The 14,510-nt window shown below is 72.6% G+C and carries 13 protein-coding genes; 5 read left to right on the top strand and 8 right to left on the bottom strand.

Annotation, left to right across the window (positions count from 1 at the left end; translation table 11 throughout):
* Positions 1-258 precede the first annotated feature (258 nt).
* From ABZ862_RS06260 to ABZ862_RS06230, 7 genes are all read right to left on the bottom strand, one after another.
* Positions 259-1,863, bottom strand: coding sequence for an ABC transporter ATP-binding protein (locus ABZ862_RS06260; RefSeq protein WP_360953030.1), 1,605 nt, complete (start codon positions 1,861-1,863; stop codon positions 259-261).
* Complete coding sequence (locus tag ABZ862_RS06255; RefSeq protein ID WP_360953027.1) at positions 1,860-2,858, bottom strand: ABC transporter permease; 999 nt, start codon at positions 2,856-2,858, stop codon at positions 1,860-1,862. The genes ABZ862_RS06260 and ABZ862_RS06255 overlap by 4 nt, the downstream gene beginning before the upstream one ends.
* A complete protein-coding gene (locus tag ABZ862_RS06250) occupies positions 2,855-3,871 on the bottom strand; it encodes an ABC transporter permease (RefSeq protein ID WP_360953024.1) in 1,017 nt (338 codons plus the stop codon). The genes ABZ862_RS06255 and ABZ862_RS06250 overlap by 4 nt, the downstream gene beginning before the upstream one ends.
* A gap of 4 nt (positions 3,872-3,875) precedes the next feature.
* Positions 3,876-5,597, bottom strand: a complete 1,722-nt coding sequence (locus ABZ862_RS06245) for an ABC transporter substrate-binding protein (protein ID WP_360953021.1) — start codon at positions 5,595-5,597, stop codon at positions 3,876-3,878.
* Positions 5,598-5,894: 297 nt separating this feature from the next.
* Positions 5,895-5,990 (bottom strand): Ms4533A family Cys-rich leader peptide, encoded by a 96-nt coding sequence (locus ABZ862_RS06240; RefSeq protein ID WP_360953018.1) that lies wholly within the window; start codon positions 5,988-5,990, stop codon positions 5,895-5,897.
* Positions 5,991-6,070: 80 nt separating this feature from the next.
* Positions 6,071-7,801, bottom strand: coding sequence for a DUF3152 domain-containing protein (locus ABZ862_RS06235; RefSeq protein WP_360953015.1), 1,731 nt, complete (start codon positions 7,799-7,801; stop codon positions 6,071-6,073).
* A 7-nt stretch (positions 7,802-7,808) separates the two neighbouring features.
* Positions 7,809-8,813 carry an alpha/beta hydrolase gene (locus ABZ862_RS06230; protein WP_360953012.1) on the bottom strand — a complete coding sequence of 335 codons (1,005 nt, stop codon included), beginning with the start codon at positions 8,811-8,813 and terminating at the stop codon, positions 7,809-7,811.
* A gap of 289 nt (positions 8,814-9,102) precedes the next feature.
* On the opposite strand from ABZ862_RS06230, the gene ABZ862_RS06225 reads away from it, so the two are divergent.
* The 4 genes from ABZ862_RS06225 (at position 9,103) to ABZ862_RS06210 (ending at position 11,140) form a co-directional block, all read left to right on the top strand.
* Positions 9,103-9,327: a hypothetical protein gene (locus tag ABZ862_RS06225; RefSeq protein ID WP_360953009.1), complete on the top strand. Its 225-nt coding sequence runs from the start codon at positions 9,103-9,105 to the stop codon at positions 9,325-9,327.
* Between the two features lie 218 nt (positions 9,328-9,545).
* Positions 9,546-10,190 carry a TetR/AcrR family transcriptional regulator gene (locus tag ABZ862_RS06220; RefSeq protein WP_360953006.1) on the top strand — a complete coding sequence of 215 codons (645 nt, stop codon included), beginning with the start codon at positions 9,546-9,548 and terminating at the stop codon, positions 10,188-10,190.
* 154 nt (positions 10,191-10,344) lie between these two features.
* Positions 10,345-10,572, top strand: a complete 228-nt coding sequence (locus ABZ862_RS06215) for a DUF3107 domain-containing protein (RefSeq protein WP_360953003.1) — start codon at positions 10,345-10,347, stop codon at positions 10,570-10,572.
* Between the two features lie 298 nt (positions 10,573-10,870).
* A complete protein-coding gene (locus tag ABZ862_RS06210) occupies positions 10,871-11,140 on the top strand; it encodes a hypothetical protein (protein WP_360953000.1) in 270 nt (89 codons plus the stop codon).
* Positions 11,141-11,297: 157 nt separating this feature from the next.
* On the opposite strand, the gene ABZ862_RS06205 is transcribed toward ABZ862_RS06210, so the two are convergent.
* Positions 11,298-12,056 carry a ferritin-like fold-containing protein gene (locus tag ABZ862_RS06205; RefSeq protein ID WP_360952997.1) on the bottom strand — a complete coding sequence of 253 codons (759 nt, stop codon included), beginning with the start codon at positions 12,054-12,056 and terminating at the stop codon, positions 11,298-11,300.
* A 526-nt stretch (positions 12,057-12,582) separates the two neighbouring features.
* On the opposite strand from ABZ862_RS06205, the gene ABZ862_RS06200 reads away from it, so the two are divergent.
* The coding region (locus tag ABZ862_RS06200; RefSeq protein ID WP_360952994.1) for a DEAD/DEAH box helicase at positions 12,583-14,510 on the top strand (1,928 nt) is incomplete at its 3' end.

The following is a 14,510-nucleotide window of genomic DNA, read 5'->3' as shown; positions in this document are numbered from 1 at the left end:
GCGGGGCCGGGGTCGGGCCGCAGCGTACCGACCAGGAGGAGCGGCAGTCCCGCGACGTTGTCGACCAGGTACTCGCGGTTGTCCGTCGCGCCACCAGAAGGGGTGAACACTCGTAACTTTCCGGTGCGGGTCGCGTTGGCGTGTGCGTCGTGCCCCGCGCACCACCCGCTCCGTCGCGCGCGACGGGCCCCGCGCCTCGGCGGCTCCCGCCACGCCCCACCGTGACGCGCCGCCGGGACGCGTCACCGTGACGTGCCGTCACACCGTCGCCGGCTCCCGTCGCACCGCGCGGCGGCGGGCCGCCTCCTCGGGGTCGAGTGCGGGCACGGCAGCGAGGAGCTGCCTGGTGTACGGGTCGCGCGGGGAGCCGTAGACCTCGTCGGCGGGTCCCTCCTCGACGATCCGGCCGCCGCGCATCACGGCGACCCGGTCGCTGACCTGGCGTACGACGGCGAGGTCGTGGGCGACGAACACGAGCGCGAGCCCGAGTTCGCGCTGCAGTTCGCCGAGCAGGGCGACGACCTGGGCCTGCGTGGTGACGTCCAGCGCGGAGACCGGCTCGTCGCAGACGATGACGCGCGGGTCGGCGGCCAGCGCCCGCGCGATGCCGACCCGCTGACGCTGGCCGCCGCTGAACTCGTGGGGGTAACGGTCGTAGTGCCCGGCCTCGAGCCCCACGCGCTCCAGCAGTTCCGTCACCCGGGCCCGGATCCGCCGCTCGTCGCGCTCCCCGCGCGCCCGCAGCGGGTCGGCGACCGACTCCCCCACGCTGCGGCGGGGGTTGAGGGAGGAGACGGGGTCCTGGAAGACCATCTGCACGGCCGGCCCGGGAGCGGTGCGCACCCGCCCCTCGTGGCGGACCTCACCGGCCGTGGGCGGCAGCAGCCCGACGAGCATCCGGCCGAGCGTCGTCTTGCCGCTGCCGCTCTCTCCCACGACACCGACGGTCTCGCCGCGCCGGACGGTCAGGGACACGTCGTCCACGGCGGCGAACCGCCCCTTGCCGCGGCCGAATTCGCGCCGCAGACCGGTCGCCTCCAGGACGACCTCACCGGTGGCCCGGGACGGCGCGGCACGCGGTGCGTCCACGCGCGGGACGGCGCCGAGCAGGTCGCGGGTGTACGGCTGGACGGGCGTCCTGAGAACCGCTGCCACGGGGCCGCTCTCGACGGCCTGTCCGTGCCGCATGACGAGCACCTCGTCGACGCTCTCGGCGGCGACGCCCACGTCGTGCGTGACCAGGAGCAGTCCGAGTCCGCTCTCGGTGCGCAGCGTGTGCAGCAGGTCGAGGATCTGGGCCTGCACGGTGACGTCGAGCGCGGTGGTCGGCTCGTCGGCGATCAGCAGGTCCGGTTCGCAGGCGAGCGCCATGGCGATCAGCGCGCGCTGGCGCATGCCGCCGCTGAACTCGTGCGGGCGGGACCGGGAGCGCCGTACCGGGTCCGGGATTCCCACCCTGTCGAGGACCTCGACGGCACGCGCGCGTGCGGCGCGCCGGGACGCGCGCGTGTGCACGCGGTACACCTCGGCGATCTGGTCGCCGACGGCGTAGTACGGGTCCAGGGAGGACAGCGGGTCCTGGAACACCATGGCGGCCCTGGCACCGCGCAGCAGTCGCAGTTCGTCGTCCGGAGCGCGCTGCACATCGGTGCCGGCGACGTGTACGGAACCCCGGACCCGCGCTCCCGTTCCCCGGTGCAGTCCGAGCAGGGCGGCGGCGACGGTGGACTTGCCGGAGCCGGACTCGCCGACCAGGGCCAGCGCGCCGCCGGGCGCGAGGCGGAACGACAGTCCGTCGACCGCCCGCAGGGATCCGAAGTCCACCGTCAGGTCGCGGACGTCGACCAGGCTCGTGCCACTCATGCCAGTACCACCCGTCGGTCGGCCACCGCGTACAGGACGTCCGCGACGGCGTTGGCGATGACCACGAAGAAGCCGATGACCAGGACCATGCCGACGACGACCGGGAGGTCCACGACGTCGACGGCGTGCACGAGTTCCTGGCCGATGCCGGGCAGCCCGAAGAGGGTCTCGGTGAGGACGGCGCCGCCGACGGCGGAGCCGACGTTGTTGGCGTTCAGGGCGATGACGGGTGCCAGGGCGCCGCGCAGCGCGTGCCGGCCGACGACCGAGCGTTCGGTGACGCCGTAGGCGCGGAAGGTGCGGATGTGGTCCTCGGCGAGGGTCTCCAGCATCGCCGCCCTGGTGAGCCGGGCGAAGGTCGCGGCCTCGATCAGGGCGAGCGAGAGCCATGGCAGCAGCAGGTTCCAGGCCCACTGCTCGGGGTCGGCGGTGAAGGCGACGTACTGCGGGAAGGGCAGCAGCCGGAGCTCGCCGCAGACGACGATCATCAGGACGAGCCCGATGACGAACACCGGCGTGGCGGTGCCCGCCAGGGTGACGGCGGTCAGGGCCCGCTCGGTGAGCCGTCCGCGCCGCCAGGCGGACAGCACACCGGTGCCGACGCCGAGCAGCAGCCACAGGACCATGGCGCCGAGCACCAGGGACAGGCTGACCGGCAGTTTGGCCAGGATGATGGTCATGACCTGCTGGTCGCTCTGGTACGACAGCCCGAGGCACGGCGCCGCGCAGTGCGCGACGGACGTTCCCGTCGAGTAGTCCTGCCCCGCGACGAGGCCCTGGAGGAAGTGCCAGTAGCGCAGGTAGAGCGGGTCGTCGAGGCGGAGCTGCTGGGCGACCTGGTGGACCTGCTGGGGCGAGCAGCGCGGCCCGCAGCTGATCTGGGCGACATTGCCCGGGGTGACGTAGAAGACGACATAGACGATCACCGAGACGGCCAGCAGGGTGACGACGGCGCCGAGGGCGCGGCGCAGGAGGAAGCCGCTGAAGCCGCTCATGCGCGTACCCCCTTGTCGGTCCCGGCGGCGGGTGTCTCCGTGCGGCGGGTGCCGACGCGCAGGCGGGAGGCCGTGCGCGGGTCGAGGGCCGTACGGATGCCGTCGCCGAGGACGGTCAGGGCGAGGACGGTGACGAACAGCGCGCCCGCGGGCAGCAGGAGGTACTGCGGCGCGGCCTGGTACCAGACGTCGGCCGAGGTGAGCATCTGTCCCCAGGACGGTGTGGGCGGCTTGACGCCCACACCGAGGAAGGACAGGGCGGCCTCGACGGAGATGTTCATGGGGACCAGGAGCGCGCTGTAGGTGATGACGGGCGCGGCGAGGCCGGGCAGCAGTTCGCGGCGGGCGATCCGCCAGGTGCCCCAGCCGCTCAGCCGGGCGGCGGCGACATGGTCGAGGCCCTTGAGGGTGAGCGTCTGGGCGCGCACGATCTTCGCGATGTTGCCCCAGCCGATGAGCCCGATGACGAGGGTGACCAGGACGGGCCGCGGGAAGCCCGCCGGCACGACCGCGAGCAGCGCGAGCGCCATGATCATCAGCGGCATGGCCACGATGATGTCGGTGATGCGGCTCAGCAGCTGATCGACCCAGCGGCTGCCGAGCGCGGAGGCGACACCGACGGTCACGCCGATGGCGACCTGGACGACGGTGGCCGCCAGGGCCACGCCCAGCGACACGCGGGCGCCGTAGGCGAGGCGGGCGAACAGGTCGCGGCCGGTCTGCGGTTCGACGCCGAGCCAGTGGCGGGCGTCGATGCCGCCGAGCGGCCCCACGGGCACGCCACCGCGCGCGGAGTCGATGAGCGAGGGGTGGTAGGTGGTGGGGTCTTGGCCCTCGAGGGCGGTGAGCAGCGGCGCGGCGAGCGCGACCAGGACGAGCAGGGCGACGACGGCCGCCGCGGCGAGGGCGGCGCGCCGCGTGCGCAGTCGGCGCCAGAACTGACGGGCCCCCGTGGCCCCCGGGACGGCGGTGTCCGTCCCGGGGGCCACGTCGGCGACGAGGGTGTCGCTCATGGCGTCACTTCACCGCGACCTGGGAGATGTCCAGGACGCCGGTCCAGTCGCTGATCACGATGTTCCTGACGTCCTTGCCGTACAGGCGCTTGTACACGGGGTGGAACAGCGGGACGACCACGGCCTTCCGGGCGATCTTCTCGTCCAGCGCGCCCCAGCGCTTCGCGGCCGCGTCGAGATCGGTCAGCTTGTTGATCGCGTCGATCTCGGTGTTGACCGAGTCGTCGTCGAGCAGGCCGGTGTTGAAGTTGGCGCCGTCCCTGACGATCTGCCGGCCGTCGAAGATCGGGGCGAGGAAGGGGCCGCCGGAGGGCCAGTCGGCGCCCCAGTGGGCGAGGAAGAAGCCCGGCTCGGTCTTCACGGTGTGGATCTTGTCGGAGTAGTCGTTGTCCTCCAGGCCCTGGAGTCCGACCGTGATGCCGGCCTTCTTGAGCGCGTCCTGGAGGGCGGTGGCGATCTCCGGGCCGGTCTCGAAGTCCTTGCTGTTGGAGTGGGTCAGCGTGACGGTGAGCCCGTGGGCGTACCCCGCCTCCTTCAGCAGTTCCCTCGCCTTGGCGGCGTTGCCGGTCGCACCGGCCGGGAAGAGGTCGTAGGGGCGGTGACCGAAGGACTTCTGGGCGGGCAGGAAGGTGGTCGCGGCCTCGGCGAGCGCGGAGCCGCCCGCCGCGTTGACGACCGACGACCGGTCGACGGCGTAGGCGATGGCCTGGCGGACCTTGGGGTCGTCGAACGGCTTGACCGTCGGGTTGAACGCTATGTAGTCGGTGTAGCCGAAGTGGCCGGTGCCGACCCGTGCGGCCAGTTCCCTGTCGCCGGTGACCTTGGCGAGTTCGGCCGGGCCGAGGTTGGTGTCGGTGGTGACCGCGGCGGCGTCGGCGCCCTGGGAGGCGGACAGCCGCTGGTTGATCACGGAGGAGTCGAGTCCGGAACGTACGTCGACGGTGTCGGGGTACGCCTTGCGCTCGGCGTCCGTCGCGGCCGACCAGTGGGTGTTGCGGGCCAGGACGAGGTGTTCGCCGTCGTTCTCGTTCTTGACGACCTTGTACGGGCCGGACGAGACCGGGTGCTCCTCGTACCGGGTGCCGGTGTCCTTCGCCCTGGGGACGGGCGCGAACTGGGTCTGCGTGGCGAGGTAGGGGAACTCGCCCTCGGGCTTGTCCAGGTGAAAGACGATGGTCCGCTCGTCCGGCGTCTCGATCGCCGTGAGGCCCTTCTTGTCCTTGTACGGCCCCTGGTAGCCGGCCGCACCGGTCAGCCAGTCCCGCAGATAGGGGGCGCCGCCGGAGAGTTCGGGGGCGAAGGAGCGCTCGATGCCGTACTTGATGTCGGCGGAGGTGATCGGGGTGCCGTCCTCGTACTCGAGGCCCTTCTTCAAGGTGTACGTCCACACCGTCGCGTCCTTGTTGGGCCGCCCGGTGTCGGTGGCCAGGTCCGGGACGACCTGCGCACCGGCCGCGCCGTTCTCGCGGTTACGGGTGGTGAGGGTGCGGAAGACGAGGGAGGGGACGTTGCCGCCGCCTGAGGTGTAGAGGCGGGCCGGGTCGAAGTCCTGCTGCGGGCTGGAGTTCAGGACGGTGAGGGTGCCGCCCTGGTGCGGCGTGGAGCCGCCGCCGGAACCCTTGGCATCGCCGCTGTCCTCGGGGCCGCAGGCGGCGGCGCCCGCGGCCACGATCAGGCTGACGGACACCGCGGCCACACGGCGCGCTCTGGCGGACGATTGACGCATCGGAATGACGACCTCTCGGGGTTGGCTCTCGCATGAGCTCCGCCCGTCCCGGATCGCGAGACGGACGGACGAGGAATGAGACGGGAGTGGACAGACGTCTGCCCGGCGTCAAGTCGTCGGAGAACCCGGACCGTGACACACGGGACCGAGCGGGCGGGGCGGGCCGGACGAACCGGCGGGCATGCCTGAGCCGTGGTCACAGGACGTGCCGGGGCAGCCTCGTGAGGATGAGGAGAGCGACCCGGTCACGCCGGAGAAGGGTGTGAAACTCGCGACGCGAACGCCAGAGGGCGGGCGTCAGCGACAGTGGATGTCGGCCACGCAGAGGGCGGTCACACCGATGAGCGCCAGCTCGATGGCGGCGGCGCTGCTCACGACATGACTAGACCACATGTGCTCGAATATGAATGACTTTTTCATCCATGTCAAAGCGGCCTCCGCCCCGGCCCGTGCCCCGGCCTCCGTACCGGCCGTCAGTTCTCCGGATACGCCCACGGGTTGGGCAGGCAGTGGATCCCGTCGTGGTCGAGGAACTTGGTCTGCTGCTGCATGACCGGCGCCGGCTCGCCGTCCTTCTCGCAGGTGACGTGGTGGTAGCCGAGGCGGTGGCCGACCTCGTGGTTGATCAGCATCTGGCGGTAGGCGTGGATCTCGTCGCCGTAGGTCTTCGAGCCCTGCGCCCAGCGGTAGGCGTTGATCATCACGCGCTCGGTGGAGGCCGAGTCGCAGGAGACGTTGTCCTCCGTGGTGTCCAGACCGGACTTGGCGCACCAGACGGCGGTGGTGCCGGGGCTGGCCAGGGTGATCACGAAGTCGGGCTTGCCGGTGTCGGTCCGCTCGAAGGTACGGGCCCCGTTGTGGGACCAGCTGCGGTTGTCGTTGAGGGTCTTCTGGACGGCCTCGGCGAACAGCGCGCCGTCGAGACCGAGGCCCCGCTCCACGTCCACGCGGTAGGTGTACTTACGCCCCTTGCCCGGCGCCTTGTCGACGCCGGGAACCGCGTCGAACGTGCCCGGCCCCTTGAAGGCGGCACTGAGGACGTACTTCGTGTCCATCTTCTGCTCGTACGTCAGTGAGGCCACGGACGGCGAGGAGGAGACCGCGGGCTCGCCGGCGTCCGATCCGGCGTCGCGGGCGTCGCGCGCCTGGTCGGTGGCCGAACGCGCCTGGGTGCCGGTGCCGTCACGGCCGTCGGCGACCTGGCCGGCCACGACGATCGCCAGCACGGTGGTGACGGCGGCCGCCGCGATACCGGTGTAGGCCCGCCCCTTGGCGCCCTTGCCGGGCGCGGGTTCGCCGGTGGGGGCGGCGCCGTCGCCGTCGCCGTCGTTCGGCACACCGAGGCCGGTCCCGGTGCCGGGGGGCCACTCGGTGACCGAGGCGTACGGGTCAAAACGCCCGGCGCGGCCGACGGGCTCGGTCTGCGGGATCTGCGCGGCCTTCGGGGTCCGGGGAGCGCCCGCCTTTCTGGCGCGGGGGGCGGGGAGGCTGCCGGTGTCCTCGCCGCCGGGTGCGTCGAAGGCGTCGAGGTACTCCTGCCGCGGACCGGCGCCGGACGGTTTCCGGGATCCTGATTCCGGGGCGGTGCCGGATCCCGGGGCGGTGCCGTCCGGCGGCGCGTACCGCTGGCGCGGTATCGACGGCTCGGCCGGCCCGGTGGCTCCCGCGGTACGGGCCGCCCCGGCCGCGCCCCCGAACCGGCCCCAGCCGCCACCGGGTTCACGCTGCTCGGGGTGCCGGCCCCGGACCCGGGGAGTGCCCTGTGCGGACGTGCCGTCGGGGAGGCGGGGCATGCCGTGGGCCGGGGTGCCGTCGGGGACACGCGGGATCCCGCGTGCCGGGGTGCCGTCCGGCAGTCGCGGGACGCCACCCGCGGGCGTCCCGTCCGGGAACGACCGGGGGCCGGACGGGCGTGCCGGTCCGGGCCCCGGAATCCGGCCCTCGCGCCCCTGGAGCTCTCTCTCGGGCACCGTGCCCGGTCCGGGCCGCCCGCCACGCGCCGCACCGGCGTTGCCCGTCGCATGACCCGTCGCACCGCTGTCCGTCGCACCGCCGTCCGGAGTCCGGCTGCCGGGAGTCGGCCCGTCAGGAGCCCCCGCGCCCGGGGTGCTCGGCGTTCCGTCCGTCCTCTGCGGACCGCGGCGCGCGGCCGAGTCGCCGGTGTCGCCCCTCGCGGCGAGCCCGCGGCGGCTGTGGCGTCCCACCTGGCTCTCAGCTCCCCTCGGCCGGGGCGGTGCCGCCGTCGGCAGAGGGGCCGCCCGGCTTCCCCGCCGGGCCCAGCAGGTCCCGGAACGCGGCGGCGACCGTCTCCGGGTACTCCATCATCGCCACGTGACCGGCGTCCGGCAGGCTCAGCAGCCGGGAGCCGCGGAAGGACCGGGCCGCCCTGTGCGCCATACGGTGGCCGACGAGCTGGTCGCGGCCGCCGTAGATCAGGAGGGTCGGGGCCAGCACACGCTCGGCCTGCCGCCAGAGTCCGTGCTGGCCGCCCAGGGTGTACGCGTTGATCAGGCCCCGCGCGGACCGCGTCATCGCGTCCCAGAAGTACGGCAGCCGCAGCCTGCGCTCCAGTTCCTCCACCGCCTCCTGGAAAGCCTCCGGCGTCACCTGTCCGGGGTCCCCGTAGCACAGCCCCATGACGCCGCGGACCCGCTGTTCGGCCGTCAGATCACGGGTGAGTCTGCTGAACAGAGGGGCCGCCCAGGGTATGCCGAGCAGCCCCGTGGGAACCGCCGAACGCTGCACCCGGAACTCCGGCAGCGCGGGCGAGACGAGCGTGAGCGTACGGACAAGGTCGGGCCGCAGCGCGGCGACACGGGTGGAGACCGCGCCGCCCAGGGAGTTGCCGAACAGGTGCACCGGGCCGCGCGCCGACGCGTCCAGATGGCGGATCACCGCGCGCGCGTGGCCGGTGACGGAGTAGTCGCCGTCGTCCGGCGGCGGGGAGTCGCCGAAGCCCGGCAGGTCGACGGCCTCTCCGTCGACGACGTCCTCGAGTTCGCGCATCAGCAGCGACCAGTTCTGTGAGGAACCGCCGAGTCCGTGGACGTAGAGCGCGGGCGGCAGTCCCTCCCGCGCGGGCGGCCGGGAACGGACCGTCAGAGTGATGCCCGGAAGCCCGACCGACCTGAGCCGCTCACCCTCCGCGAGCCGGGCGGCCGTCGCCTCGGGGAGCACACGCGTGGGCGGTACGGACGGCAGCTCTGTCGACGACATGGGCCAATGTTACGAGACGATCACACGCCGTTTCACGTGTTCGCCGTCACAGGCACCGGACGGATCGGCACGGATGCGCACGGATCCACGGGGAATTCACGCAAGATCCTTACTGATTTCGGCACCGATCCCGCCACCGGGCGCACACCTGTCCGGGCCGTGTTTGATCCGATCCGCGTACCCGGGCGGATCGCATGGCGTGCGGAACCCGGGTCTCCTACGCTCGTACGCAGGGCACCCGTGCACGACCCCCGTATTCCGCAGGGACGCCCCAGGAAGGGAGTCCGCAATGTCCGTCGACCCCACCGAACCCACCGACCCCGAGTCGTTCGAGGCCGGGAACGCCACGGAGCTGGGCGTGGAGGCACCCGAGGGCGACGCCGCGGAGCAGCACGCGGACGTCACGTCGGACAAGGACGAGCCGGTGCGCGGCGAGGACAAGGACCGGGCCGACGAGGCCGATCTCGCGGAACAGGCGCGTGCCGTCTCACTGGGCGAGGAAGACTACCGCTGAGCCACAGCCGCAGAGCCACACAGCCGCACGGTCGCTGAGCCACGCAGCCGCCGGACCGGCGGCCTCCCGTGCCCGCCATGCACGCGTTTGAAACCTTCCGTACCGCTTCCGCTGTCGTCCGCTCCGTGAAATTCTGCGCTCGCAGCGCGCGCACCGCGGTTACTGAAAAGTACGATGGCGGCGCGGCACACCGCATGTGGACGAACTTGGGAGGCGGCGTGACAGCCATCGAGCAGACAGAGGCGGCCCGCCCGCGAGGGACGCGCCTGCCGCGCCGTGCCCGACGGAACCAGCTGCTGGGCGCCGCGCAGGAAGTCTTCGTGGCGCAGGGCTACCACGCGGCCGCCATGGACGACATCGCCGAGCGCGCCGGGGTCAGCAAGCCGGTGCTGTACCAGCACTTCCCGGGCAAGCTCGACCTCTATCTCGCCCTGCTCGACCAGCACTGCGAGTCCCTCATCCAGTCCGTGCGCGCCGCACTCGCGTCGACGACCGACAACAAGCAGCGCGTACGGGCGACCATGGACGCCTACTTCGCCTACATCGAGGACGACGGCGGCGCCTTCCGCCTGGTCTTCGAGTCGGACCTGACGAACGAGCCCGCGGTGCGCGAGCGCGTCGACAAGGTCAGCAAGGAGTGCGCCGAGGCGATCTGCGACGTGATCGCCGAGGACACCGGCCTGTCGCGGGCCGAGTCGATGCTGCTGGCCTCGGGCCTCGGCGGTCTGGCCCAGGTGGTGGCCCGCTCGTGGCTGCACAGCGACCACAGCGTGCCGCGCGACCAGGCGGTGCAGCTGCTGGCCTCGCTGGCCTGGCGGGGCATCGCCGGCTTCCCGCTGCACGGTACCGACCAGGTCCACTGAGCACACGCGGACGCGCGGGACGGGGATTTGTTCCCGTCCGCTGTTCGCTCCTGGCGTGCGGCTGCGCAGCGTGTACGTCCCTGCACCGGGCTAATGTGTGCTGGGTACGGCGCGGAAGGCCGCGCACTTCACTGACCGTCGGAGGGACAAAGCCGTGGAGGTCAAGATCGGCGTGCAGCACGCGCCGCGCGAGATCGTTCTGGAGAGCGGTCAGAGCGCCGAGGAGATCGAGCGTGTGGTGGCCGACGCACTGGCGGGCAAGTCGCAGCTGCTGAGCCTTACGGACGAGCACGGCCGCAAGATCCTGGTCCCGGCCGACCGCCTCGCCTACGTCGAGCTCGGCGAGCCCGCGCCGCGCAAGGTGGGCTTCGGCGCGCTGTAGGCACACCGCGGGCCGGGCACCGCGGCGCCCGGCCTCCGCCGCTCGGCGTCAGCCGCGTGCCGTGCTCTTCGCCGTGCCGTGTGCCGTCTGCCGTCACAGGGGCCCGGCGGCCTGAGGTTCCTCAGGCCGCCGGGCCCCTGTCGTATGCCGCGTCGCCTCGCCCCGGGCCGTGCCCTCACCCGTACAGAACCACAGAAGGAACACAAGTCACCCACAGGGGAGGATTGCGTTCCGCAGGTCACGGGTATTCCCGCTGTACGACCTGGTGCACAGCGCGGCCGTGTGGGAGGGACTCGTCATGATCGTGGAAGTGCTCGGCTCAGCCGTCCTCGGCCTCGTGCTGGCCTGGGCGGCGCTGCACCGGCTCGCACACCGTCTGCCGGCCCGCGTGCTCGTGTTCTCGACCGGTGTCGCCGGGGCGCTGTTCGGTGATTTCGTCACCCGCAGCGCGCTGGGCTCCGGCGGGGTCCTGGCCGGACTGCTCGGTGCGGCGGTCGTCTCCGCGGCCTCGCTCTCGCTGCTGCTCCGCCCGGCCGGAAGACTCCGCCGACGATCAGCCCCTGCGTGACCCCGCCACCGAAGGTCCAACACCCCACCGGCTGAACCCCACCGGCCACCCCACTGGTTGGCCCCCATCGGCCACGCCCCGTCGGGCCGGCACCGGACGACAGGTGGCGCGGGACAACGCACGACAGCGCGGCAGCGGCCGACGCACGGGGAGTGCGCTACGCCGCGAGCCCCAGGGCCGCCATCCGCTTCGTGTGGGCCTCCGTGATACGGGAGAACATCCTGCCCACCTCCGCGAGGTCGAAGCCGGCCGCGACGCCGCCGACGAGCATCGTGGACAGCGCGTCCCGGTCCGCGACCACCCGCTGCGACTGCGACAGCGCCTCGCCCATCAGCCGCCGCGCCCACAGCGCGAGCCTGCCGCCCAGCCGCGGGTCGGCGTCGATCGCCGCGCGGACCTTCCCCACCGCGAACTCGGCGTGCCCCGTGTCGTCGAGAACGGCGAGGACGAGCTCCCGCGTGTCGGAGTCGAGCCGGACGGCGACCTCACGGTAGAAGTCGCTGGCGATCGCGTCACCGACGTACGCCTTGACCAGGCCCTCCAGCCAGTCGGAAGGCGCCGTCTGCTTGTGGAAGCCGTCGAGTGCGGCGACGAACGGCTCCATCGCCTCGGTCACCCCCTCCCCGACCTCGGCGAGCCGGTCGCGCAGCCGCTCGAAGTGGTGGAACTCGGCGGAGGCCATCTTGGCCAGCTCCGCCTTGTCCGGCAGCGTCGGCGCCAGCTTGGCGTCCTCCGCGAGACGCTCGAACGCGGCCAGTTCGCCGTAGGCGAGGGCACCGAGGAGGTCGACGACCGCGGCGCGGTACTGGGGGTCCGCGGAGGCCGTCGCCCAGTCCTGCGCGGCGATTCCGGTGGGTGCCTCCGAAGCTTCTTCGGGGGTGTTGTCAGGCTTGTCAGAGGTCGTCATGAAGCGCACAATAGCCCGCCCGGCGCCGCCCGGTGGACCCTCCGAACCGCGTCGGAAGTCGTCCGGAAGTCCCTCGGAAGCCCCTGGTCAACCAGTGTGACGACGACTACGTGACCAAATCGGCCATCGCGTGTGCGGGAATCCGGGGTATGGTGGTAATGCGCCTGCTGGGTACTTGGACGTATCCCGACAGGCCGCATGCATGAGGATGCCCGGTCGGTGGCCCGATCGGCTCCGACCCGACAGCCTCCCTGGCCGTACGGCACATCGCGTACGACGACCGGAGGGACCCTCAGCGGTTCGAGCGCTAGAGCGTCGGCAGTGGTCCCGTGCCGAACGGCTTGCCCCCACGGCTCGCCCGTAAGGCAGTCGACGTCCCCAGCACGGTTCTGACAAGACCCCCGAGCTCGCCTCGCACCGCGTTCACAGAAGAGGCAGCACCCTGACTACGACGTTTAGAGAACTCGGAATCCTTCCCGAGACCGCCGAGGCCCTGGAGGCCGTCGGCATCACCGCTCCCTTCCCCATCCAGGAGATGACGCTCCCCGTCGCCCTCTCCGGCACGGATGTCATCGGCCAGGCCAAGACGGGCACCGGCAAGACGCTGGGCTTCGGCCTCCCGCTCCTCGAGCGGGTCACCGTCCCCGCCGACGTGGAGGCGGGGCGCGCCCGTCCCGAGGAGCTGACCGACGCCCCGCAGGCCCTCGTGGTCGTTCCCACGCGCGAGCTGTGCACCCAGGTCACCAACGACCTGCTGACCGCGGGCAAGGTCCGTAATGTGCGGGTGCTCGCGATATACGGCGGCCGGGCCTACGAACCGCAGGTGGAGGCGCTGAAGAAGGGCGTCGACGTCATCGTCGGCACCCCCGGCCGGCTTCTCGACCTCGCCGGTCAGAAGAAGCTGAGCCTCAAGCACATCAGGTGCCTGGTCCTCGACGAGGCCGACGAGATGCTCGACCTGGGCTTCCTGCCCGACGTCGAGAAGATCATCAACATGCTTCCCCCGAAGCGCCAGACCATGCTGTTCTCGGCGACGATGCCGGGCGCGGTCATCGGCCTCGCCCGCCGTTACATGTCGCAGCCCACGCACATCCGCGCCACCGCGCCGGACGACGAGGGCGCGACCGTCGCGAACACCACGCAGTTCGTCTACCGCGCGCACTCCATGGACAAGCCGGAGATGGTCTCCCGCATCCTGCAGGCCGAGGGCCGCGGACTGGCGATGATCTTCTGCCGCACCAAGCGCACGGCCGCCGACATCGCCGAGCAGCTCCAGCACCGCGGGTTCGCCTCCGGCGCGGTCCACGGCGACCTCGGCCAGGGTGCCCGCGAGCAGGCGCTGCGGGCCTTCCGCAACGGCAAGGTGGACGTCCTCGTGTGCACCGACGTCGCCGCGCGCGGCATCGACGTCGAGGGTGTCACGCACGTCATCAACTACCAGTCCCCCGAGGACGAGAAGACGTATCTGCACCGCATCGGCCGTACCGGTCGGGCGGGCGCGTCGGGTACGGCGATCACGCTCGTCGACTGGGACGACATCCCGCGCTGGCAGCTGATCAACAAGGCGCTGGACCTGAACCTGGGCGACCCGGCGGAGACGTACTCCACCTCCCCGCACCTCTTCACCGACCTCGGTATCCCCGAGGGCACCAAGGGTGTCCTGCCGCGTGCCGAGCGCACGCGTGCCGGGCTGGACGCGGAGACGCTGGAGGACCTGGGCGAGACCGGCGGCCGTGGCGGGCGCGGGCGCGGTGGCCGGGGCGAGTCCCGGTCCGCCGAGCGCGAGCGCCCGGCGCGCACCCCGCGCGGCCGGCGCCGTACGCGCGGCGGGCTGCCCGCCGAAGCCGCGGAGGGCAGGGAGCCGCTGGCACCGGTCGCCGAGGAGACGGCCGTGGCCGAGGAGCCGGGCGCGCGCCGCACCCCGCGCCGCCGGCGCCGCACCCGCGGCGGTGCCTCGGCCGAACAGCCGGCGGCCACCGGCGCCGCCACCACCGCCACCGCTGTGTCCGCTGCGGCGGAGCCGGAGCCCGTCGTCCCCGTGGCCGCCGAGGCGGTCACGGCCGTCGACACGGCCGAGTCCAAAAGGCCCGCGGAGGCTGCGGAGCCGCGCCGCCGCCGGACCCGCAGGTCCGCGGAGCAGACGGCGGCCACGTCGTCGGCCACCGCGGTGAGCGAGACCGCTACGGCCGTGACGATCCCGGCGCCCGCGACGGCCGGACCGGTTGCCGCGGCCGAGGCGGCTCCGGCCGCCGAAGCCGCCGCCGACACGGCCGAGGGCACCGTCGGAGGTGACGAGGCCAAGCCGCGCCGCCGCCGGACCCGTAAGGCCGCGGACGCCACGCCCCGGCAGGAGCCGGTGAGCAGTGCGCCCGAGGCGGCCGTGGCCGCCGTCGAGTCGGCGGAGGGCGTCCAGGAGCCGGAGACCAAGCCGCGCCGCCGGACCCGTAAGGCCGCGGTGGCGAC

Source organism: Streptomyces sp. NPDC047000, assembly GCF_040644295.1.
Taxonomy (GTDB): domain Bacteria; phylum Actinomycetota; class Actinomycetes; order Streptomycetales; family Streptomycetaceae; genus Streptomyces.
This window is presented reverse-complemented; position numbering and strand designations above follow the sequence as displayed.

Coding starts and splice junctions, on each gene's coding strand:
- ABZ862_RS06260 (WP_360953030.1), bottom strand. CDS start 1,863: ATGAGTGGCACGAGCCTGGTCGACGTCCGCGACCTGACGGTGGACTTC.
- ABZ862_RS06255 (WP_360953027.1), bottom strand. CDS start 2,858: ATGAGCGGCTTCAGCGGCTTCCTCCTGCGCCGCGCCCTCGGCGCCGTC.
- ABZ862_RS06250 (WP_360953024.1), bottom strand. CDS start 3,871: ATGAGCGACACCCTCGTCGCCGACGTGGCCCCCGGGACGGACACCGCC.
- ABZ862_RS06245 (WP_360953021.1), bottom strand. CDS start 5,597: ATGCGTCAATCGTCCGCCAGAGCGCGCCGTGTGGCCGCGGTGTCCGTC.
- ABZ862_RS06240 (WP_360953018.1), bottom strand. CDS start 5,990: ATGTGGTCTAGTCATGTCGTGAGCAGCGCCGCCGCCATCGAGCTGGCG.
- ABZ862_RS06230 (WP_360953012.1), bottom strand. CDS start 8,813: ATGTCGTCGACAGAGCTGCCGTCCGTACCGCCCACGCGTGTGCTCCCC.
- ABZ862_RS06225 (WP_360953009.1), top strand. CDS start 9,103: ATGTCCGTCGACCCCACCGAACCCACCGACCCCGAGTCGTTCGAGGCC.
- ABZ862_RS06210 (WP_360953000.1), top strand. CDS start 10,871: ATGATCGTGGAAGTGCTCGGCTCAGCCGTCCTCGGCCTCGTGCTGGCC.